Source organism: Chryseosolibacter histidinae (genome assembly GCF_018598225.1).
GTDB lineage: Bacteria > Bacteroidota > Bacteroidia > Cytophagales > Cyclobacteriaceae > Chryseosolibacter > Chryseosolibacter histidini.
Genome location: NZ_JAHESF010000022.1, coordinates 77,043 through 103,667, shown reverse-complemented (window position 1 = coordinate 103,667; position 26,625 = coordinate 77,043). Strand labels below are relative to the sequence as shown.

General features: G+C 51.9%; 16 protein-coding genes. 12 read left to right on the top strand and 4 right to left on the bottom strand.

The window, feature by feature from the left end; genetic code table 11:
* The first annotated feature begins 125 nt into the window (after nt 1–125).
* The 6 genes from KK083_RS20175 to KK083_RS20150 all read left to right on the top strand — a co-directional run bounded on the left by KK083_RS20175 (nt 126) and on the right by KK083_RS20150 (nt 9,034).
* Nucleotides 126–833 (top strand): SGNH/GDSL hydrolase family protein, encoded by a 708-nt coding sequence (locus KK083_RS20175; protein WP_254166987.1) that lies wholly within the window; start codon nt 126–128, stop codon nt 831–833.
* Nucleotides 833–2,830, top strand: coding sequence for a glycoside hydrolase family 2 protein (locus KK083_RS20170; RefSeq protein ID WP_254166985.1), 1,998 nt, complete (start codon nt 833–835; stop codon nt 2,828–2,830). Before KK083_RS20175 ends, KK083_RS20170 begins: the two co-directional genes overlap by 1 nt.
* A gap of 133 nt (nt 2,831–2,963) precedes the next feature.
* The gene (locus tag KK083_RS20165; protein WP_254166983.1) at nt 2,964–4,565 is read left to right on the top strand and encodes a glycoside hydrolase; all 1,602 of its coding nucleotides are present in this window, start codon (nt 2,964–2,966) and stop codon (nt 4,563–4,565) included.
* 174 nt (nt 4,566–4,739) lie between these two features.
* Nucleotides 4,740–6,764, top strand: a complete 2,025-nt coding sequence (locus tag KK083_RS20160) for a polysaccharide lyase family 8 super-sandwich domain-containing protein (protein WP_254166981.1) — start codon at nt 4,740–4,742, stop codon at nt 6,762–6,764.
* Nucleotides 6,765–6,801: 37 nt separating this feature from the next.
* Nucleotides 6,802–7,890, top strand: a complete 1,089-nt coding sequence (locus KK083_RS20155; RefSeq protein ID WP_254166973.1) for a glycoside hydrolase family 88/105 protein — start codon at nt 6,802–6,804, stop codon at nt 7,888–7,890.
* Nucleotides 7,891–8,206: 316 nt separating this feature from the next.
* Entirely contained in the window at nt 8,207–9,034 is an 828-nt protein-coding gene (locus KK083_RS20150) for an MBL fold metallo-hydrolase (protein WP_254166971.1), read from the top strand.
* Between the two features lie 204 nt (nt 9,035–9,238).
* On the opposite strand, the gene KK083_RS20145 is transcribed toward KK083_RS20150, so the two are convergent.
* Together KK083_RS20145 and KK083_RS20140 are read right to left on the bottom strand one after the other, a co-directional pair.
* Nucleotides 9,239–10,342, bottom strand: a complete 1,104-nt coding sequence (locus tag KK083_RS20145) for a T9SS type B sorting domain-containing protein (protein WP_254166969.1) — start codon at nt 10,340–10,342, stop codon at nt 9,239–9,241.
* Nucleotides 10,339–10,911, bottom strand: a complete 573-nt coding sequence (locus KK083_RS20140) for an RNA polymerase sigma factor (protein ID WP_254166967.1) — start codon at nt 10,909–10,911, stop codon at nt 10,339–10,341. The genes KK083_RS20145 and KK083_RS20140 overlap by 4 nt, the downstream gene beginning before the upstream one ends.
* A 171-nt stretch (nt 10,912–11,082) precedes the next feature.
* Here KK083_RS20140 and KK083_RS20135 point away from each other — a divergent pair, with 171 nt between their 5' ends.
* The 6 genes from KK083_RS20135 to KK083_RS20110 all read left to right on the top strand — a co-directional run bounded on the left by KK083_RS20135 (nt 11,083) and on the right by KK083_RS20110 (nt 24,903).
* Complete coding sequence (locus KK083_RS20135) at nt 11,083–11,982, top strand: PorP/SprF family type IX secretion system membrane protein (RefSeq protein WP_254166965.1); 900 nt, start codon at nt 11,083–11,085, stop codon at nt 11,980–11,982.
* A 53-nt stretch (nt 11,983–12,035) separates the two neighbouring features.
* Nucleotides 12,036–18,980, top strand: a complete 6,945-nt coding sequence (locus KK083_RS20130) for a leucine-rich repeat domain-containing protein (protein WP_254166963.1) — start codon at nt 12,036–12,038, stop codon at nt 18,978–18,980.
* Between the two features lie 18 nt (nt 18,981–18,998).
* Entirely contained in the window at nt 18,999–19,931 is a 933-nt protein-coding gene (locus tag KK083_RS20125; protein WP_254166961.1) for a T9SS type B sorting domain-containing protein, read from the top strand.
* A gap of 448 nt (nt 19,932–20,379) precedes the next feature.
* Complete coding sequence (locus KK083_RS20120; protein ID WP_254166959.1) at nt 20,380–20,700, top strand: hypothetical protein; 321 nt, start codon at nt 20,380–20,382, stop codon at nt 20,698–20,700.
* 25 nt (nt 20,701–20,725) lie between these two features.
* Nucleotides 20,726–23,200 (top strand): Hsp70 family protein, encoded by a 2,475-nt coding sequence (locus KK083_RS20115; RefSeq protein ID WP_254166957.1) that lies wholly within the window; start codon nt 20,726–20,728, stop codon nt 23,198–23,200.
* 17 nt (nt 23,201–23,217) lie between these two features.
* Nucleotides 23,218–24,903 (top strand): tetratricopeptide repeat protein, encoded by a 1,686-nt coding sequence (locus tag KK083_RS20110; protein ID WP_254166955.1) that lies wholly within the window; start codon nt 23,218–23,220, stop codon nt 24,901–24,903.
* Here KK083_RS20110 and KK083_RS20105 read toward each other — a convergent pair.
* Nucleotides 24,851–25,738, bottom strand: coding sequence for a hypothetical protein (locus KK083_RS20105; RefSeq protein WP_254166953.1), 888 nt, complete (start codon nt 25,736–25,738; stop codon nt 24,851–24,853). The genes KK083_RS20110 and KK083_RS20105 overlap by 53 nt on opposite strands.
* Before the next feature lie 171 nt (nt 25,739–25,909).
* A complete protein-coding gene (locus KK083_RS20100) occupies nt 25,910–26,473 on the bottom strand; it encodes an RDD family protein (RefSeq protein ID WP_254166951.1) in 564 nt (187 codons plus the stop codon).
* Nucleotides 26,474–26,625: the final 152 nt, after the last annotated feature.

The window sequence follows — 26,625 nt, the reverse complement described above, 5'->3', positions numbered from 1 at the left end:
GTCTTCATACTGTGTGTATCGGTTTGTGTTGGGGCGAGCTCCGAGTCCTGCGATCAGCACCCGCAAGTTGAAGTCTACCCTGACCCAAACCGGCAACTGGTAACCGGCAACCTATTTGATCTATTATGAAACAATACATCATATTTTTACTCCTGCTCTCCTCCGTAGCCCCCAGGGCTTTCGCCCAGGCTGATCACGAAACCTACCTGCAGGATATCAAGGCAACGTTGAAAAAACAGTGGCCGGCCAATCGTACCATCAACCTTGTCTTTCATGGGCACTCGGTGCCTTCGGGATATTTCAGAACGCCGGATGTGAGAACACTCGACGCGTACCCGCAGCAGGTGCTGGCGGCGTTGAAAGAGATCTATCCCACGGCCGTGATCAACGTGATCGTAACGGCGATAGGTGGAGAGAACTCCGTGCAAGGCGAAAAACGGTTCAACGATGAAGTGCTGGTGCATCGTCCTGATATAATCTTCATCGACTACGCCCTCAACGACTGGAGCCCGGGTCTTGCCAAAGCAGGAGAGGCCACGGAAAAAATGATCCGGAAGGCGTTGAAAAAGAACATCAAGGTGATCTTGCTCACGCCTTCGCCAGACTTCGGGCGGGTCAACATGAAAGATCCTGACAACTTGCTTGCGCAGTTCACCCAACAGATCACCGCTTTTGCGAAGCAATACAACATCGGCCTGGCCGACACCTATGCAAGCTTCCAGCAACGCGCCGCCCAGGGTGAAGACCTCCAACGTTACATGGCGCAGAGCAACCACCCGAACCGCGACGGCCATGCGCTAATTGCTGCGGAGATCATGAAATATTTTAAGTGATGACAGTCCTGCGTTCGATCATTTTTTTCTGCTTGTGTGTCGCCGGGCTTTGTGCTGTTGCGCAGGATGATCCCCGCGAGCTTGTTTCCCTTGATGGCACCTGGCGATTTGTAACAGACCCTCAGCGCACCGGCCTTGCTTCGGGGTGGAATACCACGCTTCCAGCCAACGCCACGGATGTCACTGTACCCCATACCTGGAACGTGATGAAGGCTCACGAAAATTACCGGGGGCTGGCGTGGTATGAACGTAAGCTTGCGGTGCCTTCGACCTGGAAAGACAGGAATGTCCGGCTGAAGTTTGCTGCCGTATACCGCGATGCTGTGATCTACGTGAATGGCAAAAAAGCCGGCGAGCATCTCAACTCGGGTTATACAACTTTCTACGTCGATATTTCGCACCTGCTGACTTTCGGCGCCGACAACACCGTGACTGTTTCCGTAGACAATTCATTCTCGGAGACCGCGCTGCCATACAAGGATTCTTTCGACTGGTGCAACGATGGTGGCATCATCCGCAATGTGTCGGTGATCGTTTCGGGTAAACCTTCCATCCGGTACGCACACGCAATACCCACGATCAATTTTGCAGACACTTCTGCGCGCGTCATCCTGAAAATACGGTTGTGGGAAGAAGACGTGAAGAAGGCGGGTTTCAGCATCGCGATCCGTGAAAAGCGCGGTAATAAAACAGTGCTGTCCAAAGACGTTACACTGACGCGGCAGGGCGATGCTTTTGTAACTTTGTTCGATATTGCAAAAGTCCATCTCTGGCATTTTAACGACCCGTTCCTCTACCAGGTACAGGTAACGGCAAAAAGCAAGGGAAAAGAAACGGATCGCCACACGGCATCATTCGGTTTCAGGAAGGTGGTGCTGGAAGGGCAGAAGCTGCTGGTGAATAACGAACCCGTGCGCCTTCCGGGAATCGAATACATGCCTTCAAGTCACCCTGACCATGGCAGTGCCGAACCGCGGTGGGTGATGGACTCGGTTGTGCATATGCTGAAAGACCTGAACACGGTGATCACACGTTTTCACTGGCAGGTGGATGAATACATGCTCGACAGGTACGACGAAGCAGGCATCCTCGTGCAGGCGGAGATCCCGTGGTGGCAGCAACCTTACAAGCTTACACCCGCCGTGATGGAGACCGCCAGGATGCAGCTTGCCGAAATGACGGAGCGTGACTTCAATCATGCTTCCATCTTCGCCTGGGGTATCAGCAATGAAGTGTTCAGCACAGACCGCGGGCAATACGTCACCTTGAGAGATTTTACCAAAGCGCTGGACAGCACCAGGCTTGCTGTGGTGGTATCCAACGAAACTTTTAAACGCCGCGAGAACGACGAGTCTTTTATCGCCGACCTTCCCACCTGGAACGACTATGTGGGCACGTGGTATGGTAAGGCGTCGGACGAGCTGCCCGCTTATTTCAAGGAGATCGAAGGTTTCCTCGGCAACCGGCCACTGCTGATCACAGAAGCCGGCTTGTGTGAGCCACGTTTTTCGGGTGGTGACCTGCGGCGCATCGACGACATGATCTATCACTACCGTGAATGGGCCAAACGCGATTACATTGCAGGCTGTATCTACTTCTGCCTGAACGATTACCGGACCCACCGCGGTGAAGACGGCAGCGGGCGTTTCAAAGCACGCATCCACGGCATCACCGATCTTTATTTCAACAGAAAACCATCGTACTATGTCTACAAACAGCTGGCATCGCCCGTGGAGATCCGGAATGTAAAAAAGCTTAAGGATGACAGGATCGAAGTAACGCTGGCGAACAGGAACAACCTTCCATCTTACACCTTGCGGGAATATAAAGTGGTGTGGCTGACTAAGGAAGGTCAATCAACGGAAATGAAGTTGCCCTTGATGAAACCAGGAGATAGCCTAACCATAGTATTGGATAACATTCAACCCCGGTTTGATTTCGCCATTGTTTCCCCTACGGGACATGCGGTGACTGGTTACCCATTATCGTCAAAATGACCTTCTCAACCCTTCCTCCCTTCGATTACCCCTTTGAGGGTTCCGAACCCTCAAAGGGTTGTTTACTGAAGAAGGGGTGTTGATCGAAGAAAGCAAGGGCGAAGAAAGAGGAGAACAAAAACAAAAGAATCAGATGAAACAGTACACTATATCAACAATAACCCTCAGTATCTTAGTCACCCTTCACATCGCTGCCTATGCGCAACGCGAAGTAAAGATCACCATTCACCCCGACCAGGAGCAGCAGCGCATCTACGGCTTTGGAGCTTCGGATGCGTGGCGTTGCCAGTTTGTCGGACAGTACTGGCCGGAGGAGAAACGCGAGCAGATCGCAGACCTGTTGTTCAGCAGGGAAACAGACAAGTTTGGTAATGCCAAAGGTATCGGTCTTTCGCTCTGGCGTTTTTACATCGGGTCTGGAAGCACAGAACAGGGAGCGCAAAGCGAGATCAGGGATGAGTGGCGCAGGGCGGAGTGTTTTCAGAACAGTGACGGCACGTACGACTGGAGCAAGCAGGCCGGCCAGCGGTGGTTCCTGCAGGCTGCCAAAAAACGAGGCGTGGAGAAATTCCTCGCGTTCACCATCTCGGCGCCCGTGCACATGACGCTGAACGGAAAAGCCTTCAACAGCTCCGGCAAGTACGATCTCAACATTCTACCGGAGAAGCTTCCGGCCTATGCCAGCTTCCTCACGGATGTTACGGAGCATTTTCAGAAGGAGGAGGGGATCCGTTTCGATTACCTGAGCCCCGTGAATGAGCCGCAATGGCTTTGGGAGAAACCCACGCAGGAGGGAACTCCGGCAACGAACAAGGACATGCATGCGCTGACGAAGCTGCTCTCGGAGCAGTTGAGCCGCCGCAAGCTTTCAACGGAGGTGCTGCTGGGCGAGGCCGGTGATATCCAGTATCTTTATAAGTCCATGAACGACCACGGTAACGATGCGCAGGTGCGGACCTTCTTCGGCAAAAATTCTCCACTCAACATCGCGTCGCTGCCCAACGTTCACCGCGCCATCACTGGCCACAGCTATTTTACCACCTGGCCGGTGCAGCGCCTGATCGACTACAGGCTCGCCCTGCGCGACACCCTCCGTGCCGTTGATCCTGCATTGGAATACTGGCAGACCGAGTTCTGCATCCTGGAAAAGAACGACGACGTGGGCGGTGGCGGAAGGCGCGACCTCGGCATCAACACAGCCTTATATTACGCCCGTGTGATCCATCACGACCTGGTGCTGACCAACGCCAGCTCGTGGCAGTACTGGACCGCGTTATCGGAAGCCGATTTCAAGGACGGGCTCATTCACATCGACAACGGAGATAATGGTGTACGCGGTCAGGAAGATCCTGATAGCAAGATTCTGCAGCGCGACGGATTCTTCCGCGAAACGAAGATCCTCTGGGCCTTGGGAAATTATTCGCGGTTTGTACGACCCGGCATGAAACGGGTGAACGTCACCTATGATGAGAACCCATCGCTGGAAAAGATCGCCACCAACCTGATGGTATCCGCCTATACGAATAAAAGTACGGGCGAGCTGGTGATCGTGGCCATCAACTACGCCAGCGAAGAACGGCAGCTCATCCCAGGCAAAGCATTACGTGTAAAGAACAATACGTTTAAGACCTACACCACGTCAGCCGAAAAAGACCTTGCGCCGGGTAAGTCCGATGCAGGCAGCATCACCATCGGGCCCAGGTCGGTGGTAACGTTGGTGGGGAGGTTAAAATAGGAGTAAGGAGCCAGGAGTAAGGAGTAAGGAGCGGCTACGAATTGAGAACGTCATCCTGTGCAAGGAATGTGCGTTGGGATGGCGGGAGAGCGAAGGATCCCCGGGTAACAAAGAGCGCTAGCTGAAAAAGAATCCGTAAGTTCAAAGCCTGTATTAAATTGCTAAACGATGAGAATGCAACTTGTTATAATTATATGCTTGCTGTCAATCACCTGTTCCGCCCAGGTGGATACGGTATTGAACCGCTACCGCGAATACCTTTTCCGAACGGCGCAACATCCGAAAGCAGGCGAGGTGAAGCAGTGGATGGACTCGCTGGATGCGCAGGGGCAGTGGCCTGATGTGAATTACCTGGATAAGGAGCCTGCCGACTGGAAAGTTGCCCGGCACCTGAAACGCATCGGTGAAATGTCGCTGGCGTGGGCTTACCCGGAATCACCGTATTATCATGACGATGTTGTACTGCAGAAGACCTTCGTTGCCCTGGACCATTGGCTGGTAAAGCGATATCAGAACAGCAACTGGTGGCACAACCAGATCGGCGTGCCCCGTTACGCGAGAGACATTTTGATCCTGCTGCGGCACGAGCTTTCACCGGAGCGATTCCGGCAGGCGCTGGAAGTATTGGCACAGCACCGTGTGCAGGGTAGAGGGGCAGGGGCGAACCTGATGTGGAGCGCAGACCTCGGTCTTCATTATGGCTTGCTCGCCGGAGACAACGCGCTGGTGAACCGATGCCGCGAGCTGATGGTGAACGAGATCGCTGTCTCCGACGGAGAAGGGATCCAGGCCGATAACAGCTTTCACCAGCACAGCAAACGCCTGCAGATGTTCCAGTATGGCAAGGCATTCCTGTGGGAAACAGTGCGTGTGGCCTGGCAGTTGAGAGGAACACCGCTGGCATTACCGGAAGATAAAGCCGATATCATGACCAGCTTTGTGCTCGAGGGCTGGCAGTGGATGGCGCGGGGCATCAACACGGTGCCGGGTACCATGGACCGCTCTTCGTCGCGGGTGGGTGAGCTGAGAAGTCCCGACCTCAGGCCGCTGATCCCGTTCCTGATGGAGCTTCAGCCTTCGAGAGCCGCGGCCTTCAAAAAAATGATGTCCATACAAAATGGCGGAGAAACGCTGGAAGGATTCCGTTATTATCCATACTCGGACTTCTCCGTATTTCACCGGTCGGGGTTCAGCTTCTTTGTGAAAACAATTTCCACGCGAACGTTGCCAACCGAATCTTTCAACGGGGAGAACCTCAAAGGCAAGCTGCTCAACAGCGGAGATGCTTACCTCATCAGGAACGGCCAGGAATATTTCGACCTGATGCCGGCGTGGGACTGGACGGCGCTGCCGGGAGTCACTACCTTTAAAGCTGCCGCTAAAATAACACAACACGCTTTTGCAGGCAGTGTAAGCAACGGTGTGAGTGGACTCACGGCTATGGATTACGCGCTGACAGATCAGGCGCAGCAAAAGAAATTGTCGGCCCGGAAATTCTGGGCTTGCCACAACGACGCCGTGGTTTGTCTTGTGAGCGACATCACGGGCACAGGCCTCACTGATGATATTTACACCGCCATGGATCAGAGCCGGTGGCAGGGTGATGTAACCGTGAATAAAAAAGGAAATGTGTTGGCTGCCGGCACACACAAGTTGAAGGATGTAAAATGGATCCACCATGCAGGCTTCGTTTATATGCCGATCCATTTTTACAAGGCATCGGTTGAGCTTCGCCTTCAGTCGGTGACCGCCAACTGGAAAACCATCAACGTTTCGCAACCTGATAAAAACTTCAGCGAAAAGATCTTCATGCCAGTGTTGCATCATGAGGGAAACAATGGGCTGTCAGCCGGATATGCGATTGCGTATTGTCCTGTGCCGGAACAGGCAGCAAAGCTCGCAGCGAAGCCGGGCTGGAGTGTACTGCGCAACAGTAAAGATTGTCAGGCGGTGCTTTTTGATGACGGCACGATGATGGCTTCCTTCTTCAACGCGCACACCCTGCCATTCCATAGCTTTACCCTCGAGGTGGACAGGCCCTGTCTCGTGATGGTGAGCAGCAACAAAATGTATGTCAGCGATCCGCTTCACCAAGGGGGAGCCGTGCGGGTGAAATGGAACAATACGGTTAGAAACATCGATGTACCCGCCGATGGCACCTCCGCGGAAGCAGGGATCGTTGAATCGCCCCGGAAGTAGCTTTGAATTGAATACCAAATTTTATCTTTATACCACTATGCGGAAATCTTCATCTGTCTTTTACCTGAGCCTGGCGCTGCTGGCAGTTACCTCCGGCGTTACCCTGGGCCAAAAGAAGAACAATAAAATATACACGAAGCCCTACATCACCGGTGTGATGGAAAAAGTTGCTGACTGGCAACTGGCAAATCCCGTAGAGATCAACGTGCGCAACGAGAACGACTGGGCGCGCGCCGCATTCTATACCGGGGTAATGGCAACGTGCAGAACCACGCAGAACCAGAAGTACCTGGACGCCGCCACCGCCTGGTCTCAGTCCTTCGACTGGAAGCTGGCACAACGTCTGCGCCACGCCGATGATCATGCCAAAGGGCAAACCTACCTGGAGATTTACGAGCTCAAAAAGGATCCCGCCATGATCGCTGACATCAAAAGTACCTTCGACTCGCTGATCGCGAATCCCAGAAAAGGCCGTGACGACTGGTGGTGGTGCGATGCGCTGTTTATGGCGCCTCCGGTGCTGGCCAGGCTTGCCGCGGCTACAGGTGATAACCGTTACCTCACCTATCTGCACACCATGTTCTGGGATACCCATGATTTTCTCTATGACAAAGAAGACCACCTCTTTTACCGCGACAGGAACTTCTTCAACAAAAAAACACCTAGTGGCAAAAAGACGTTCTGGGCAAGAGGCAACGGATGGGTGATCGCTGGCACGGTGCGTGTGCTCCAGTATCTTCCGAAGTCCGATCCGTACTATGACAAATATGTGAACCTGTTCAGGGAGATGGCTGCATCGCTGAAAAAGGCGCAAAGCAAAGACGGTCTGTGGAGACCCAGCCTGCTGGATGAGCAGGAGGTACCACACCCCGAAACCAGTGGCTCTTCGTTCTTCTGCTACGCGATGGCCTGGGGCGTCAACAATGGCATCCTGGACAAAAAAGAATACCTCCCCGTAGTGAAATCCGCCTGGAAAGGCCTGAACGATCTCGTAACCCCCGAAGGCAGGCTCCAATGGGTGCAACCCATCGGTGGCTCCCCCGAAAAAGTCACTGCTGATAATTACCAGGAATATGGCTCTGGTGCTTTTCTGCTCGCAGGCAGTGAGATGGTGAAGATGAAGTGAGTGTTGGTTCGTAGCGTTTGTTTGGAATCATCTTGATCCGGGAGCGTACGTTACGTGCCAAAACGTGCGAAGCCAGGATTACCTATGGCACGTGAAAATCCCAAAATTCAATAGCCACGGGCTTCACCCGTGGCTATTGAATTTTGGGATTTTCAGGCCTTCTGCACCCGAAGCAGAGGTCTTGAACCTAACCCTTCCTCTCCTGACTCCTGGCTCCTGGCTCCTGGCTTCTGACTCCTAGCTCCTTCTCCCGCCGCTCGTTTGCTTCAATTTTTTGACATGGATTGACAAAGAAATACAATACCTTCGCCTCACTATGTCTTTGTTCATCGCTTCATTGAATTCGGGCAGCAATGGTAATTGTTACTACGTCGGTAACCATGATGAGGCCATCCTGGTTGACGGCGGCATCTCCTGCCGGGAGACCGAAAAACGGATGAAGCGCCTCGGATTATCCCTTAAAAAAGTAAAAGGCATCTTTGTATCCCACGAGCATGGGGACCACATCCATGGCGTACCAGCGCTTTCAAGGAAACACCAGATCCCGGTTTATATCACAACCGCCACGCGCGCGCTGGTAAACCTTGAGCTGAAAGAACACCTGACGTTCTCCTTCCGGGCGCATGAGCCTGTGAAGATCGGTAGCAACCTCGCCGTGACCGCGTTCCCTAAACAACACGACGCCTGCGATCCGCACAGCTTCATTGTGGCTGGCAATACCGTGAAGGTGGGCATCTTCACCGACATCGGTTCCGCCTGTGAGCACGTCACCAATTATTTCGGGCAGTGCCATGCCGCGTTTCTGGAAGCAAACTATGATGAGGAGATGCTAGCGAACGGAGGATATCCATATCCCCTGAAGGAGCGCATCCGCAGTGAAAAAGGACACCTGTCTAACACGCAGGCGCTGCAATTGTTCAGGGAACATAAGCCCGCGTTCATGAGCCACCTGTTGCTGTCACACCTCTCGCGCGACAACAATCATCCCCGCCTTGTACGTGACCTGTTCAACCGCATCGCCGGCAAAACATCGATCATCATTGCCTCCCGCGACAAAGAATCACGGGTCTACCACATCCGCAACCTCCCCGATACAAGATCTCCGATCGTTGATCATAGATTGCAGCTCTCTCTATTTCAATAGCCCCGGAGCTGAAGCACCGGGCTATTGATGTACTATTAACCTCGATCGAAGCACAATCTCTTGAGTCCGTGCCTGCTCCTTCTGACTCCTGGCTTCTGACTCCTAGCCTTTACTCCTTACTCCTTAATTCTTACTCCTTACTCCTTACTCCTTAATTCTTACTCCTTACTCCTTACTCCTTAATTCTTACTCCTTACTCCTTTTTTACCTAAACAGCGTTACATACCCACTCATAATCCTGCCCTCAGTCACCAACACAAAGCTGTAACTCCCCATCGGCAATGCCTGTCCGTTGATGGTGCCATCCCATTGAGATGGATGACCGTTGGTGATCAAGCTTGTGTAGACCAGCGAGCCGTTACGGTTATAGATCTCGATCTTTCCGGATGTTGTAGCAGTGACGGGGAGTTTCCAAACTTCGCCCTTGTCGGGATAAAATGAGTATTCATGTTCACGGCAGTCTTTTTCACCTACCGTGATCTCCTGGGCTTCGTTCGAGACACAGCCATGGGCATCCCTGGCCGTCAGGTAATAGATGCCTGGGTAAAGATCCGTAAAGGTATAAGCCTGCCGGTAGTTTTTGCCGTCTATGGAAAACTCGAGGGGCGGTGTTCCTTCGGTGGCCGATGCCTTGTCGATGGTGATCACACCCGTAGCAAGCGTGTTGCAACTTTCAGTAACGTTGATCTTCAACGCAGCCGTGGTCAGTGCGCAGGGCACCAGCCGGGGCATGGTCACCCTTGAGGGTGTTGATGGTGCGCTGAGACGGGGCAGGATGCGGGGTGCCAGGATCGTATCCCGCGAAGCGATGCGCAGTGGTGGTGTGGTGCTGACTGTATCGAGCTTCAGGGTGATGGTATCGATGCGGTTTTCGGGCGCGGGTTCAAAAAGAGGTCTTGTGACAGCGGATGTTTTCAGCGTGCCGGGTCGGGAAGTCACCACAGGTTCCGTCTTATGATCATCAGGTGTTGTAATGACAATCGCAGGACCGTTCACTGGTTCTGTTTGCAGTTTGCCTGGATTGAGGAAGCCCACTGCAGAGAGTGATACCACCAACGCAATTGTTGACACGATCTGCCACGCACCGGGGTTGTCTGCATATCCGGCATCGTAAGCTTTCATTTTTGCTTTCAGCTCCAGGAGTCCCTGGTCGATGATCAGGTCATGAACGGCACGATGCTGTTTCACCTCTTGGCTGAAAAGAGGGTCGGCCTGCAACCTGCTTTCGAAAGCTGACAGCTCAGGGGCAGACAGCTGCCCGTTGAGGTATCGCTCTATCTGTTCAAATTGTTCGTACTCGGGTCTCATTCCTGCAACATGTCTTTAATTGAAGCATTATCCTTGACAATTCCAATCAGTCGCTGCTTGCACTTGTAATGTTTGGTCTTGGCTACATTTTCGGAGGTGAATCCCATTTTCTCCTTGATCTCTTTCATCGACAACCGGTGATAAATGGAATAGGTCAGCAGCGTTCGGCACGTTTCTCCCAGCATGGAGAACATTTTCGAAACAAACTCCTCGCGTTCGCGGGCGATCAGTTGTGTCGAGCTGCTTTCGTCCGTTTCGATGTGTGTGGCTTCGTCTGTCAGCGCCACGTCGCGGTTTCGTTTCCTCACCAGGTTGATCCATAGGTTCCTGCCCACACTGAAGATAAAACCCGCGATCTCGTTGCCATCCCTGAACTTTCCTTCCTTCACATGCCGGTAAAAGATCAGCACGGCATCCTGGAAGATATCCTTGGCATCGTCTTCACTTCCGCTGTTACTCACAACATATTTTTTGATCCGGGGCAGCACATGTTTGTACAAGTATTTTAATACTTCGTCATCGTTCCCCGCCCGGATCGCTTCAAGTACTTCTTTATCAGTATACGCCACGCATGATAATATTATGCCTCTACAACTGAGCGCGGTTAAATGTAACCCCTTTGTGATCGTTTTTTCAAAATAAAAAAATCTCTTTTATTCTTCTTGCATTTAGTTATATCTTCGGCCGGCTTCAGCACCACTTACCCGCTAGCCCGTATGTTAAAACCCTCCGAAGTATAAATGAAATACTTTTCCTGTCTGGTGCTGATCGTTCTATCGCTGGCCAACGCTGGTGCACAGACCGCGGAAAGTATCCCCGAACAATTCGCACAATTTTTCAACGCCTATTCCATCGTCAATCCCGCAAGCTGCGGCTCGAAAAGTAACATCGAGATCGAGCTGGGCAGGCAGGGACACAGCGGGATCTGGAAGAATATCAGCACCACCTACGCTTCCGGTTCGTTGCGCCTCGGACCACGAAAGAAAAAGAACAACTTCCAGGTGCTGGGTCTCAGCTTTGTGCGCGACAAGGAGGGCGAATACCTGAAACGTTCCAAATTCTATGTGAACTACGGGTGGCATACCCGGCTTACCAAAAAGCTGTCACTGGGTGCGGGTGTTGCCGGGGGCTTCTTCAGTTATCTTGTTTCCGGCTCCAGCGCCAGCGTTGCCGGAAGCGCGATGGCACCGGATGGAACCCTGGGACTCTGGTTGTATCATCATCGTTATTATGTCGGCGCATCGGCAGCCCAGGTCTTTAACAGCAGGCTCACACCCATACAGGAGACCACGGTGCTGCTTCGTCATTACAATATCACCGGCGGCTACACATATCATGTCTCGGAAGCGCTTACCGTTCATCCCAGAACGATGATCCGTTATGCACCCGGGCACCCCGTCAACATTGATGTGGCAACTCAGGGCATTATCAATGAGATCGTCTCCGCGGGTGTCAATTACAGGTATAACAAAGAGATGGTATGCCTGTTCGGGCTGGAGAAACTGAAAGCAGGGAAGGGCGCGCTCAGGTGCATGTTCTCGTATGCTTTCCCCACAGGAGGGGTGGCCAGCAACAGGCAAACCTTTGAGCTGACGCTGAATTATGATCATCAGTCAAAACAAAAGAAAAGCGGGCGATGAGGTTACTTTTAAACGATAGGATTGTAGAAAGGGAAGATACAAATAAAGGCCCCATGAGACCTATACCGACTTCCGTGAAACAGTACTATTTTATCACGATCCTGTTTTTACTATGCCTGTTCTGCCCTTGGCAGGCCATTTCGCAGACCTATATGATCCCGGATATGAACTTCCGGAATTGTTTGAAGGCAACCTATCCGCAGATCTTCAATGCCAGCGGCGAGCTGATCATTGAGCAGGCCAAGACGATCACGCGGATCGAATGCCAGGGAAAAAATATCCAGAGCCTTGAAGGTATTGGATATTTTGTAAATGTGGATTTTTTAGATTGTGCGAATAACCAAATTGAGTTTTTACCGGATCTCACAACCCTTACCAGGTTGCAGAGCCTCGGATGCTCGGGTAATAAGATCTTTTCCCTTCCCGATCTCTCTTTCAACACCGAGCTTACAGACGTGACACTCTCCACCAACCTGCTCTCCGATTTTCCTGACATTTCCCATAACCTGAAGCTTCGGGTTTTGCAATTCCATAACAATAGCATCCAGAATCTGCCTGACCTGTCTGCTCACACCATGCTCACAGAGTTGGACGTTTCATCAAATCCGCTTCAATCCCTGCCTGACCTGTCGGCCAATACAGCGCTCGTGCATCTGAATATACACGGCACTGGGCTTCCCGTCTTCCCGGATCTCTCACAAAACATTAATCTCGAGACGGTAAGTTTCGGAAGCAATCCGCAATTGCCGGGTTTTCCTGATCTCAGCAGTAATCTCAAATTGACATTCATAGCGTGCGAGCTCAACAATCTCACCTCGATACCCGACCTCAGTGCGTTGACGGAGCTGCAGTTTTTGATCTGCAATGGCAATAACCTGACTTCACTCCCGGACCTTTCAAAGAATCCGGAGTTGAGGATATTACGTTGCCATGACAATGACATTGTACAATTACCCGACTTATCAAAATGCCCACGGCTTGAATGGCTCTATTGTGAAGATAACAAGCTCACAACGCTTCCTGACCTGAGTAACAGCAGCAACCTGCTGATACTTAAATGCTCTGGCAATAACCTGACTTCTCTTCCGGATCTGACTAAAACGCGCATAGGCACGGCGTCAGGCTCGGTGCTGGAAACATTCAGCAACCAGCTTACTTTTGAGGACCTTATTACAGCAGCAAGCCTTCCTACCTTTGCAACTCTGAACTATGCGCCGCAGAAGAAGTTCAGCGGAAACTCAAGCCGCACGTTTCTGCCCGGAACCCAGGCTACCATTGATCTTGATATCGATGACGCCATCACTTCCAATGTTTATACATGGTATAAGGATAATGTTCTGATCGGGACTACAAACAGTAACGTTTTCACCATCAATATGGTGACGGCATCCGATGAAGGAAACTACAGGGCTACCGTTACAAACCCGGGCGTGCCTGGCCTGGTGCTGGAGTCGGGCATCACAACCGTTTATGTTGACGCTGCACTGCAAATGATCCCCGACGCAAATTTCAGAGCGTGCCTGAGGGAGACTTACCCGCAGATCTTTAACAGCAATGGCGAACTGATCCTTTCAGAGGCAAAAAAGATCAAGGTGATCAACTGTAGTGAAAGAGGTATTGAAAGCATCGAAGGCATCGGTTATTTTGAAATTGCGGAGACGCTCAACTTCGATTCCAATAAACTTCAGCAGGTCGCAAGTATCAACGGCCTTGGCAAGCTCCGTACGCTGTCGTTTGAGAATAATCAACTCACAGCCAGCCCCGACCTTTCAGGCAACCCTTTGCTGCAAGTTTTAGACCTGGGTAACAACAAGATCACGGTATTTCCTGATCTTACACACAACCCGAACGTCGGAGATATACAATTGGGGTCCAATGAGATCACAAGCGTCCCGGACCTCTCAGCCTGTGCCCAGCTATCAAACCTTCATGTAGGGGGAAACCCGCTGCTAAGCCTGCCCGACTTGTCGGTCAACACGTGGCTCTGGTCGTTGGAGATTTCAAGTACAAAACTTACTGCCTTCCCTGATCTTTCACGCAACACCTATCTTTCCATGCTCTCTTTTGGAGGCAATCCGCAATTCAACGTTTTTCCGGATCTCAGCGCCAATAAAAAACTAACCGCCATAGAATGCTCTTTAAACAACCTCACGGTCATACCCGATCTCAGCATCTTTCCTGACCTGCAGTATTTTTCCTGCTATGGTAATAACCTCAGCGCACTTCCGGACCTTTCCCTGAATCCGAATTTGAAAGGCCTTCACTGCGATGATAATGATCTTATACAATTGCCTGATCTCTCAAAATGTTTACTGCTGGAAACCCTTGACTGCAGCGGCAATAAGCTTACAAGCCTGCCCGACCTGAGCAACAACACCAATCTCGCTACGGTTTATTGCCAAGATAACAAGCTCACATCGCTGCCGGATCTCAGTCGCACAAAGCTCGGAAAGGCGGCGAACTCCAGCCTTATTACCGGTAATAACCACCTTACCTTTAAGGATCTTGTATCAATGGCCGGACTGCCAAGTTATTATTTTCTTGAATATGCGCCTCAGGCAAAGATAGGTGCCGATGCAAGCAGGACCCTGGCCACCGGAGCTCCTTTTACCATTGACCTTGATATTGATGACAATGTTGCCTCCAATATTTACACATGGTATAAGAATGATGTTGCGATCGCCACTACAAATAGCAACGTCTTTACCATTAATATAGTGAAAGCATCCGATGCGGGGAGTTACAAGGCAACAGTTAGAAATCCGGGCGCCCCTGACCTTGTGCTGGAATCTGGTATCATAACCGTTAATATTGACCCGGCATTGCAAAAGATCCCCGATGATAATTTCAGGGCGTGCTTAAGAGCCACCTATCCGCAGATCTTTGACATCGATGGACGGCTCATCCTTTCAGAAGCCAAAAAGATCAAGGTGATCGATTGTAGCGGAAAAGGCATTGAGAGCATTGAAGGCATCGGCTACTTTGAAGGTGCGGAATCGCTCACGTTCAATAGCAACAAGCTTCAGCAGATCGCCGATATCACCGGTCTCAGCAAACTTAACCGGTTATCGTGCCTGGGTAATCAGCTCACCACGGCCCCAAACCTTTCGGGCAATCCATTGCTGCAATACCTGGAACTTGGTTCCAACAAGCTCACCACATTTCCTGACCTGACACACAATCCGGCCCTGGAAAGCGTATCGATGATGACCAATCAGATCACAAGCATTCCAGCGCTCTCTGGCCTTCCTGGATTAAGGATCCTTTCTGTTGGGAACAATCCACTGCGAAGCCTGGGTGACCTGTCTGCAAACACGTCACTGAATGCGCTGGAGATCTCAAATACCGAGCTTCCTGCCTTTCCGGATCTTTCAAACAACGTCAACCTCTTTGACATATGGTTTCAGTCCAATCCACAATTCGGAGCTTTTCCGGACCTCAGCGCTAATACAAGGCTGATCAGCATCAATTGTTCTTTTAATAACCTGACCTTCATTCCGGATCTGGGTGCGTTTACGAACCTGCAATCATTCGATTGCTACGAAAACAACCTCACCGAACTTCCGGATTTTTCTAAAAATACCCAGTTAAAATATCTGCAATGCGGAGAGAACAACCTTACACAGTTACCCGACCTTTCCCAATGCCTTTTGCTGGAATTCCTGGATTGCCGCGCAAACCCCATCACAAGCCTGCCTGACCTGAGCAACAATACGCAGCTGGCAACGATATACTGCTTCGATAACAAGCTGACCTCGCTGCCTGACCTGAGCCGCACGCAGATCGGAAGGGTAGTGGGTTCTCATCTTGGCACGAACGGTAATCAGTTTACGTTCGAAGATCTGCTGCCCGTGGTGACGCTTCCGGGTTACGGTTACCTGATGTATGCGCCCCAGGAGAAAATAAGCGCCGATGCAAGCCAAACCCTGCAGGCAGGAGCATCCTTCACCATCGATCTTAACATCGATGACAACGTGACCTCTAATATATATACCTGGTATAAAGACGATGTGAAGATCGGTACCACCAGCACTAATGTTTTCACAATTGCTCACGTGACCGCCTCCGATGCCGGTGCCTACCGTGTCACGGTCACCAACCCCGGCGCACCCGACCTCACGCTTGAATCAGGTATCACCACATTGACCATTGATGGCGCGTTCGGGTGGATCGCTGACGATAACTTCAGAGCATGTTTGAAAGAGACCTATCCCTGGGTCTTCAACAGTCAGGACCAGGTGATCCTGGCCGAGGCCGCAACCATCAGGGATATTACGTGCGCAGAGAAAGGTATCAAAGACATTTCCGGTATCGAATATTTTACCAATACCGAAACGGTTTATCTGCACAGGAACCAGATCACCGATATCTCGATGCTGCCAGCCCTTACCAAGGTGTACAGGCTGACCTTCGATGAGAACAAGATCTCGGCTTTACCGGATATGTCTGCCAGCCCATACCTTCAGGAACTTCATTTCTATCAGAACAATTTTTCGACTTTCCCGGATGCAACCGCCAACACCAACATGAAGGTGATCGATTTCCGGAAGAACCATATCACCAGCGTGCCGGATCTTTCTGCCTATCAGAATCTCATCTCTTTCAGCATAGGCTTCAATCCCATTACAGCGCTTCCTGACCTGAATGGTCTTCCCATGCTGAGCAGCGTGGATTTCGCGGGAACTAACCTGAGCACGTTCCCCGATCTTTCAGGCGTTGAGCGGCTGGGATCGATCAACTTCGGTCACAACCCGCAGTTCTCGACGTGGCCTGCAAATTTTCCCCTGGCCGATTTTTCGAACATTCAATGTGATAGTAATAACCTCGTAGCCATTCCGTCACTGAGTGCTTTTCCAAACCTGGGCTACCTGAATGTTGCAGGCAATGAACTGACTGAGCTCCCCGGTCTCTCAAGCCTTACCAAGCTGTTCGCGCTGCTTTGCAATGACAACAAGCTTACTGCCCTGGAAGGCTTTTCCTCGACGAGGCTGCAGGCACTGATCGCCGATAATAACAACCTTCAATCGCTGCCAGACCTCTCTAACACAAGGTTGGGATCACCGGCGTTTACGAACCTCCTTATCCTGGCCGGCAACCGTCTCACCATGGAAGACCTGCTGCCCGCAATCAAGGGAAAAACGTTTGATACACTTTCTTATGCGCCGCAAACTGTTGCGGGAGTTGACCAGGTGATCACGAAAGACAAAGGAGAATCCTTCACCCTCGATATCAACATTGACGATGCCGTTACCAACAACATTTACACGTGGTATCGGGACGGTATGCAGATAGCGACAACATCAACCAACACGCTAACCATTAACAGCGTGCAGGCCGAGCATGCCGGTGTTTACACCTGCGTGATCACCAACCCCGACCTGCCCAAGCTGGCCATCACCTGGCAGAAGGTTACCCTGAAAGTAAATACATTGGTGCCGCCGTGGACACCTGTGGCTGGCGGAGCGGGTAACCATATCGTGGTGATCCCTGCTAGCCTTGCCGTGGATCTTTATGGCACTGCGATTCAGCCAGGCGATTACATCGGCATCTTCTTCAAGGATGATAATGCGGGGTTGAAGCTGAGCGGAAGTGTTCAGTGGAATGGCGCAGGCACCGCCATTACCGTATGGGCAAAGTCAGACCAGGCGCCGAAGAACGGGTTTAATGCAGGGGAGGAGATGACCGTGATGGTCTGGAAAGCCAGCGAGCAAAAATCGTATACGATGTCGGCAACTTATGATGCGCAGGTTCCTTACACCGACCAGGGTAATTTCAGGACCAACGGATTCAGCAAAATGTTGTCGCTGACCGCGGCTCCGGTTTGCCAGCGCATCAGCCTGTACAATGGCTGGAACCTGATCTCAAGCTACGTGATGGCGAATGATATTTCCATGGCATCCATCTTCGCTAACCGCGCGGGCGTGATCGTGAAAGATGCTTCCGGCAGGATCCTGTATGCGCCTGAGTTCGGCATCACTTCGGGCACCTGGAATATTGCGGAAGGTTATCTTATTTATTCCGCTGCCGTGCAGTCCTTCGAAATATGTGGAAGGCCCGTTGATCCGGTCACGCCGATCTCGCTGGTGAAGTATGCTTATCCGTCGTTTCTTCCTTATTATGGCGATGTTGAGATCCCTGTAAGCGAAGGACTGCAAGCTTTGGGCACGAACTACAGCTATGCGCAGACGATCGTTTACAACGGCGGTGCACCGCAAGCATACAATTACATTCCCGCTCACGTGATCAATCCTCCGATAGACCAGATCGGCTATATGAAACCGGGGCTGGCGTATAAGATCCTCTTGCAGAACAGTGTTCCGGCGTTCAGCTATCCTGCGCGCATCAGCACAAGTGTCACCGGCAGGCTGAGGAGCGATAGCACGGTCATCGCAGGTGTTCATTACGGAATAGTTAAACCCGCTACCGTCAACAATGCTGTGCTGGTGATCCCTGATGAGATCTTCGGTAGCACACTTTCCCGTGGCGATGAGCTGGGCGTGTTCAGCAGCACCGGTGAGCTGATCGGCACCGTAGCCTATCACGGCGCACCCATGGCGGTTACGTTGTGGGAGCCGGCAAATCCTGCTGCGGATAACCGTTTCACCGTCAGGTTATGGCGTGCTGAAAACGGGCAGGAACTTCCTGTAGCGCTGAGCTATGCCGGCGGGGCGGAAGGAAAGCTCATTCCCAACACACTGCTGGTGGCAAACATGGCGCACGTGGGCCAATCGGAAGAGTTCGGCGCACCCGTAAAAGTATTCCCGAACCCGGCCAGCGAAAATGTGCAGTTCAGCATTCATACCACACGTGCCGGTGCTGTGCGCATTGTGCTCTACGATATGATGGGGCGTGAACGGGGTACGCTTTTTAATGATACGTTGCCAGCCGGTGAGCACCACCAGACCGTAGACCTGGGTGCCTTCAGTTCTGGTCAGTATATTTACAAGGTCAGCGCCGATAACAGGATCACAAGCGATAAACTGGTGATCGTAAAGTAACAGGAACAAATGAGGTCCATGAAGTATATAAGTTTCATCATACTTTTGCTTTCATCGCTGGAGGCATGGACACAGTCGCCGTGGCCCGGTTCATGGCAGGTCACCGCTACCGGTAGCAACCACACCGTGTTTATCAAGGCAACGGTAAATCCATCGGTGGATGGTGAGCTGCTGGTACCCGGCGACGTCATCGGGATCTTTTATCAATCGGGAGATACACTGGCTTGCGCCGGACTTACAACATGGAATGGCGGGAATACCTTCATTACCGCTTATGGTGCGGATGGTACGAATGACGGACTGAAGAGCAACGAGGTTTTTAAGTTCAGGATCTGGAAGCATGCGTCTGATTGTGTGGTGGAACAGGTCACGGCCTCGTATGTTTCCGGGGGTGTGGTAACGAATACAGACCGGTATGCAGACAATGGCATCAGCGAGCTCAGTGCGCTGACAGGTGTGAACCCGCTGAAGATCGAGAACTTTACCGTACAGGTTACTAATTCAACCTGCATTGCCGGCGGAAAAATTTTATTAGGCACAACAGGACAGGGGCCCGTTTCCGTTAAGCGCATCATCGCTACCGATCTGCTTTCGGGCGACCAGTTCCCTTCGTCAACACACGAGATCACAGAACTTCCCGAAGCCGAGTACCAGTTGACCATCCGCACCGGAGGCTGCGCGCTGCAGTGGCCTGATGCGCTGCTTGTGGCAAGAGATTACAATTGCAACTTTCCCGTGATCAGCCCCAACAAAGATGGCGTAGCCGAAGACTTTTACATTCCTTACCCGGGAACAGCGAAGATCTATGACCGCTCCGGCGTGCTGATGACCCAGCTGCCGACACCTTCTTCGTGGAATGCCACCAACGACGCAGGCCAGCTTCTGCCCATGGGTACCTACATCATTATCTGCGAAGGCCAAAAGGAGATCATGATCACTGTGGTGAGGTGAAGAGTCCACGGTCGACAGTCCACGGTCCACAGCACGACTCCTTCGAAGACCGTTATCCTGAGCGATGCCCGTGTGTAAGCCTGCGGGAGCGAAGGATCCCGTGACGGTTACTGCGTACTTATTTCGAAGGCGTGCATTTCGTCATCACAGTATCCTTCGTTCGCACGATCCTACCGCACATCCGCCTCTCAGGATACCCGGTCTAAACTTGGTACTGTCTTCCTAATATCCTGTCCCTCAATACCTTATTCAGTTAGCGTGCCGCACCCTCCTCCTTACTACTTACTTCTTAATTCTTACTCCTTCTTCTGACTCCTGGTTCCTGACTTCTGGCTCCTTGCTTTAGCTCCTAACTTCAACTCCGTTTCCAACCAGTGTACTGTATTCCCTATAAAAAGAGCCCCACAAAGCTGAAAGAATTATTATCTTAAGCGCTTCTTTGGAGGTCATGGAAAACATCAAACACCACCTGAAGATCATCAACCAGTTTTTTGAGATCGAAAAAAAGCTGGCAGCCCTGAATGGTGCGGAAAGTGCACAGCGCAATGTGGAGCGCATCAAGAGTTATTTTGAGGAGATGGGTTATCAGATCCATAATCCCCTGGGAGAGTCTTACAGCGAAACGCGTACAGACTGCGAGGCCAGCATCGCCGGCGCATCGGCCGAGAATCTCTATATCAACGAAGTGATCAAACCTATCGTGCGTTACCTCCAGGAGGGTCAGCCCCAGATCGTTCAGAAAGGTGTGGTGATCACCCGATCACGCTGACGCAATATAAACCAGACCGGAAATCATGACCGTCAATTTCGGAATAGACCTTGGCACAACCAACTCGGTGATCGCCCGATACGATCAGGGTGTTGTGGAAGTATTCAAAAATCCCATCGGCCACAAGGAGACGCTGCCATCCGTGGTGGCTTTCCGCGGAGGAAGGATCATCGTAGGCGACAAGGCGAGGGAGTATATGGAGAAGGATCCGCGCAACGTCTTCGGATCGTTCAAACGCAAAATGGGTACCAGCGAGTCGTTCTGGGTTGAATCCATCACCGATACCAAAACACCGGTGGAGCTCTCAGCCCTGGTCTTGAAGGAACTAAAGAATTTCATTTACACAGGCGAGGCCCTCGATGCCGCGGTGGTCACCATCCCGGCTTCGTTCGACACCGTACAGTCAAACGCCACACGGCAGGCCGGGCACGACGCGGGATTCACGGAAGTGTTCCTGCTGCAGGAACCGATCGCTGCCAGCCTGGCCTACGTGAACAAAACGTCACAGGAGCAGGTTGACCAGCAGTGGCTTGTCTACGACCTGGGAGGCGGCACCTTCGATGTGGCGCTGGTGAAGACCGAACACGGCGAGATGCGCATCCTCGATCACCAGGGCGACAACTTCCTGGGCGGTGTGGACTTCGATAACCTCATCATTGAAAAGATCATTGTTCCCTACCTGAAGACGCGGGCCAGCTTTGGCGACCTTGAAAAAGAATTGCGCAGCAGCTCGGGCCGGTACAACAACCTCTACTATATCCTGCTGAAGAAAGCGGAAGAAGCGAAAGTGAACCTCTCTTCGCAGACGAGCACCGACATTGAATTCGAGATAGAGACGCCCGAGGGCCAGCTGCTCGATATATTTTTCCCCATTACCCGCGACCAGTTCGAAATGTGTATCCGGGAGAAGATCCTGGAGACCGTGGCCATGATCAGGGCGATCCTTGAACGGAACGGGCTCACCTCGCAGCAGCTGGCGTGTATCCTTATGGTTGGCGGTTCCACCTACATCCCGCTGGTGCGGCAGCTGGTGGAGCTCGAGCTGGGCATCCCCATCTCGACCACGGTCGATCCTACTACAGCAGTAGCAGTGGGGGCCGCGTATTTTGCGGGCACCAAAAAAAGGTCTGTTGTACAGCAGGCACCGGCCATCGACGTTCACCGCAACCTGAAAGTGAAGTCCGGTTATTCAAAGGTAACGCAGGATAAGGAAGAGTACTTCCTGGCGCAGGTAGAGGGCGACTGGAAAGGCTTGTATTATAGGATCATTCGCACCGATGGCGGATTCGATACAGGCCTGCGCGAGGTCACCGAAAGGTTCACGGAATACCTGCCCCTGGCCGCCAACATGAACAACAACTTCGAGCTGAAGATCTTCGACTCACAGAATTCACTGGTGTTCCAGGACAATACCATCAACATCGTGAACGGCAAGTACGGCATTATGGGACAACCATTGCCGCACGACATCTGCATCGAAGTCGATGATCCCGAGAACAACGCCACGAAGCTGGAGATCGTGTTTTCGAAAAATTCGTTGCTGCCGCTGAAGAAGACCCTCACCAAGGAGATCTCAAAAACCATCCGCAAGGGCTCGGACGATGGCGTGATCATCAACGTGCTGGAGGGAAACCACACCGCCTCACCGTTGTCGAACCTCTCCATCGGTATCATCGAGGTGAAAGGAAAAGAGCTCACCGTAGACCTGGTCAAGGGCTCTGACATCGAGATCGTGCTGGAGATGTCCGAATCGCGCGACCTGCGCATCACCACTTACCTGATGATGAGCGACCAGGAATTTACCAACCTCTTCAATCCTTCCGTCAGGCACGTGAGCCTGGGCAAGCTCCGCGATGACCTGGTTATGCTGCAGCGTGCGCTGGATGAAGAAACGAGGGGCGCCGTTGAGCGTGAAGATTACGAGCTCTCGCAGCAGCTGAATGATCTCCGTATCACAGCGGTAACCTTGACCCGCGAAATAGACAGGCTTCCTGAAGATGATGTGACCGACACCAAATACCAGCTGGAAGACAAGAAGAAAATGGTCTCGTCGCGGTTCGATGAGCTCACGAAAGATAAAAAGAAGCTGCGGGCGAAAACGGAGTACTTCCTTACCCGTAAATGGTCGCAGCGCCTGCTGGACGAACATGGGACCGAGGCAGAGAAGAAGGAGTTTGCCAACCTGGTGAGCAACGAGAAGAAGCTGATGGCCTCTGACAGCGCGCTCATGATCGAGTCGGTGACCAAACAGATCGAGAAAATTGCCTCGCACATCCGGTGGCGTACGCCGGAGCACATCATCCGGATCTATTATCATTACGCCAGCCTCGATGATGAGTATACCGATCCGGAGAAAGCGCGCAAGCTGAAGGAGAAAGGAGACCAGGCGCTGGAGCGGAAGAACTATGAAGAGCTGAAGGTGATCATCAACCAGCTCTACAGCCTGCTTCCGCCGCAGGAGCAGAAACGGGTAGATATCAAAGGTACAGGTATCGTCTGATCGAAATTATTGACACTATGGAATTAAAAGAAAGCGTTGCAGCACAGGACGAACGCTCAACAGAAGAAAAGCAGCGCGCCATCGGAGAGCACCACGAAAAGATCAGGATGCTCACCGGCGCTGGTAACCTCACGGAAGCTTTATCGCTTTGTGATGCAGCGTTGGCGATAGACCCGGCGAATGCCGACAGCCTTTTCCTGAAAGCGCTGGTGCTGTACAAGCTGCAGGATCATCGGCATGCAGAGCCATTGGTGATCGAAGCTTTTGCCATCAACACATTTTCCATTGAATATTATACACTGCTCTCGGGCATCTATCTGCGGAAGGGGCAGCTGGAAGAAGCGAACCTCGTGGCCGACCAGGGTCTTGCTTTCCGGGGCGGGCACCTGCCAACCCTGCAGGTGAAGGCCCTGGCCCTGATCCGGTTGTTCCGCTTGCAGGAGGCACACGCTGTGATCCAGAAGATGCAGCGCATCCGGCAGGAGACCGTTGTCGTGACACCGGAGAATGATACCGTGACCGATGAAGATCCTGAAGTGCTGATGGAGCAGGCCCTGACCATTGACCCGTTCAAGACCAAAGCAAGACTCGAGTCGCTCGATGCGATCAAAACCCAGGCCGGCGTCTTTCGCATGGTGCGCGGTGTCATGTTTGCCGAGCGTAACAATACCGTTATCGGGCTTGGCATTATTGCGGGCCTGGTGATGGCCGTTGCTTATTTCTTCCGTGACGATGCCACCTATAAAGCCTTCACCGTGCTGATCGTTTCCCTGCTGCTGGCGGTAACAGGGCAGAAGAATGCGTTGTCCGTGAGCACAAATGCGCCGCTGTTCTTTCCACCCGAGTTCCGCAAGTTCCTGCAGAAGAAGGATATCCGCATGGCGGTACGCGGCATGATCGCCATGACCATCATGGTGGTAGCGTGTTTTATATGGCATTATATGAAGTCGTTCGTTGCCTTGGGCGCGGCTTTTTTCGCCACGGCCTATTTCGTGGTGCTTCTGGATAAATTTTCTGATGGCAGGTCCCTCTCGGGCTTTGCCATCCCCAAGCCTAAGCGCAAAAAGGAAGAAGCACAGAAGACGGAGATGACCACCATACCCCTGGAGCAGGTTCCATATCATTCACTCTACCATGTGCTGCGCAGGGATTTTCCAGGAAAGAAGCTGCTGGCCAAACTGGTGGCGGGCACTACCCTGTTGTATGGGTTGTTGTTCATTGTGGCGTACCCGCTCATTTTCCTGATCCTGAAATGGTCGGGTGTGTCCATGAGTTATAAGATCCTTGTGATCCCTGAGCTCACAGGGCTGTTCGTCATGCAGTTGCCGTTCATGATGAGTCAGATCTCCGACATCCCGGTGTTCTTTCCGTCAGGGGCAAGGCGGTTTATTCCCAGAAGTGCGCGGAGCAGGGCATACCTCAGGTTGCTGATAGCGCTGCTGTTCATAGGCTCTGTTGCAGCGTGGCTGGTGCTTGACAACGCGCATGTGCTGTGGGCCTGCGGGCTGTTGCTGTTCATGATGGTGCGCAGTATTTTCTCGCTCAAGAAAACGAAGGTGGTTAACTTCGAAGGAGACGGCACCACACCGTCAAAGGAAGACCTGATCGAATATATCAGGAAAAATCATACAGCTTTCAAAAGAGTTGAGGTTACCCCAGCGCTGACGCCAGTATCCGCAGAAGATTCAGCAGCAGAAAGATAGCGACCACCCAGGCTATACAACCCTTCTTGCTGCTGCCTTCAGAGGAGGACGAAGAAGCGGTGCTGCTTTCGCTTTTTTCGTTGAAGATCTTTTCCTTTTCAACACTTTCTATCGTGCTCAGCGCGGAGGCCGAAGGTGCTAACGTTCTGCTGATGTTGGCGAGCTCCTGTGCAAATTCGCGTTGTTTGAATTTGTCATCGCACAGCTCGGCTGCAAAGCGAATGATGGTAACGGCAAACTCATCGCGCATCGCCTGAAAATAGGGCGGAAGCGTTGGAATGATGAACAGGAAGGGAAGGCTCATGAACTCCCTGACCTGGGGTTCGCGGGCTTTATCCCAATCTTTGGTGAGCTGCAGCAGCTGGTGATAGTAGGAGGTGAGCAGGTTCAGCGTGCCGGTGTAATAATAACGCCCCTTTTTTTCGATGTCGGGCAACGAGAACCGTGAGAGCTCTTTGATACGTTTATGATCAGCGGCCCGGAACGCTTCCGCGAAAAGGTGATCGTATTGTTGCTGCACGCGGCTGAGCACAAAATGCTGCAGGCTGGCATCATCCGGCAATCCTGCATGCCAGTCGCCAGGCGTTACCTTGCCGTGCTCGAGGAACTCCAGCAGCGTCTTGTTATCATAGATGTACTTGTGGAATCGAAGCTCTTCGGGTTTCAGGTTATCAAACCATTGCAGCAGGTCATTTTTTGAGAACCCGGCCACCCCTTTGTCATCGATCTCAAACTCCGCCAGCAGCTTCTTCTTGGCCCGCTGGATCACCATGGGATCCACCGGCGTGGTTGCCGTATCAGCGGGCAGAAAATGGAACGGAGACTTGTAAGCCATGGGTAATTTGAGATCAGATTCAAACCTCAAATTTAGCAGAGTCATCGACAAAATTTCTGCAACAATAGCAAATCTATTACTTGCCTGGGTACAAAGTACAATCCCTATAGCCATCGGGAACGAGGTACATAGTGCCCCAATCGTACCTCGTATTTCGTACCTCGTACCTAACTAAGATCGGTCTATTACCAACGTGTCTGCGATCTTGTCGTGCAGCGATCGACTTCTGTTGTCGGCCATCATCACGATCCCATCAACGATTGTGATCAATCCACTGAACATGTTGACAACCTGAGCGGATGTATGGCCTTCTATAAAGCTTGTATATTCCATGAATCCGGACACCGATGCGAATTCAGCATGGAAATACACAGGCAGCGTCATAGCTAAAGTCACGATGGAAGGCACCAGGCTTAGGCTGTTCCGTAGCAGGATCGTTCCAATACCTGCCATTTCAAAGTTGCCGTTCACCACCTTGAGCTTTAATGCCATCTTACCCAGGGTTGCGCCATACAGGCTTTCCATGACCGGCTTGTAAGCCATGCCAGCCAGGGAGACTGCAATGAATATCGCGGGATTTTTCCAATCAATGGTATTAAAGTAGGTGACACCAAGCGTGACTGGAGTAAGGATCACGCCATCGATCAGCACGGCTACGAATCGTTTCCAGAAACCTCCGTACTTTACAGTATTTTTGTTTATCTCAATGAGGGGCTCATCCAGTATTTCTTCCATAGGTGCCAAATATAATTCTTTTCCCCCACCAATGGACTGAATAATACTCTAGCGTCCTTACACGTGTTACTTGTTAAATAACATTTTTTCTTTCATGCATATTCCGCTACGAAGTGAAGCGCTCCTTACTACTTACTCCTTACTTCTTGCTC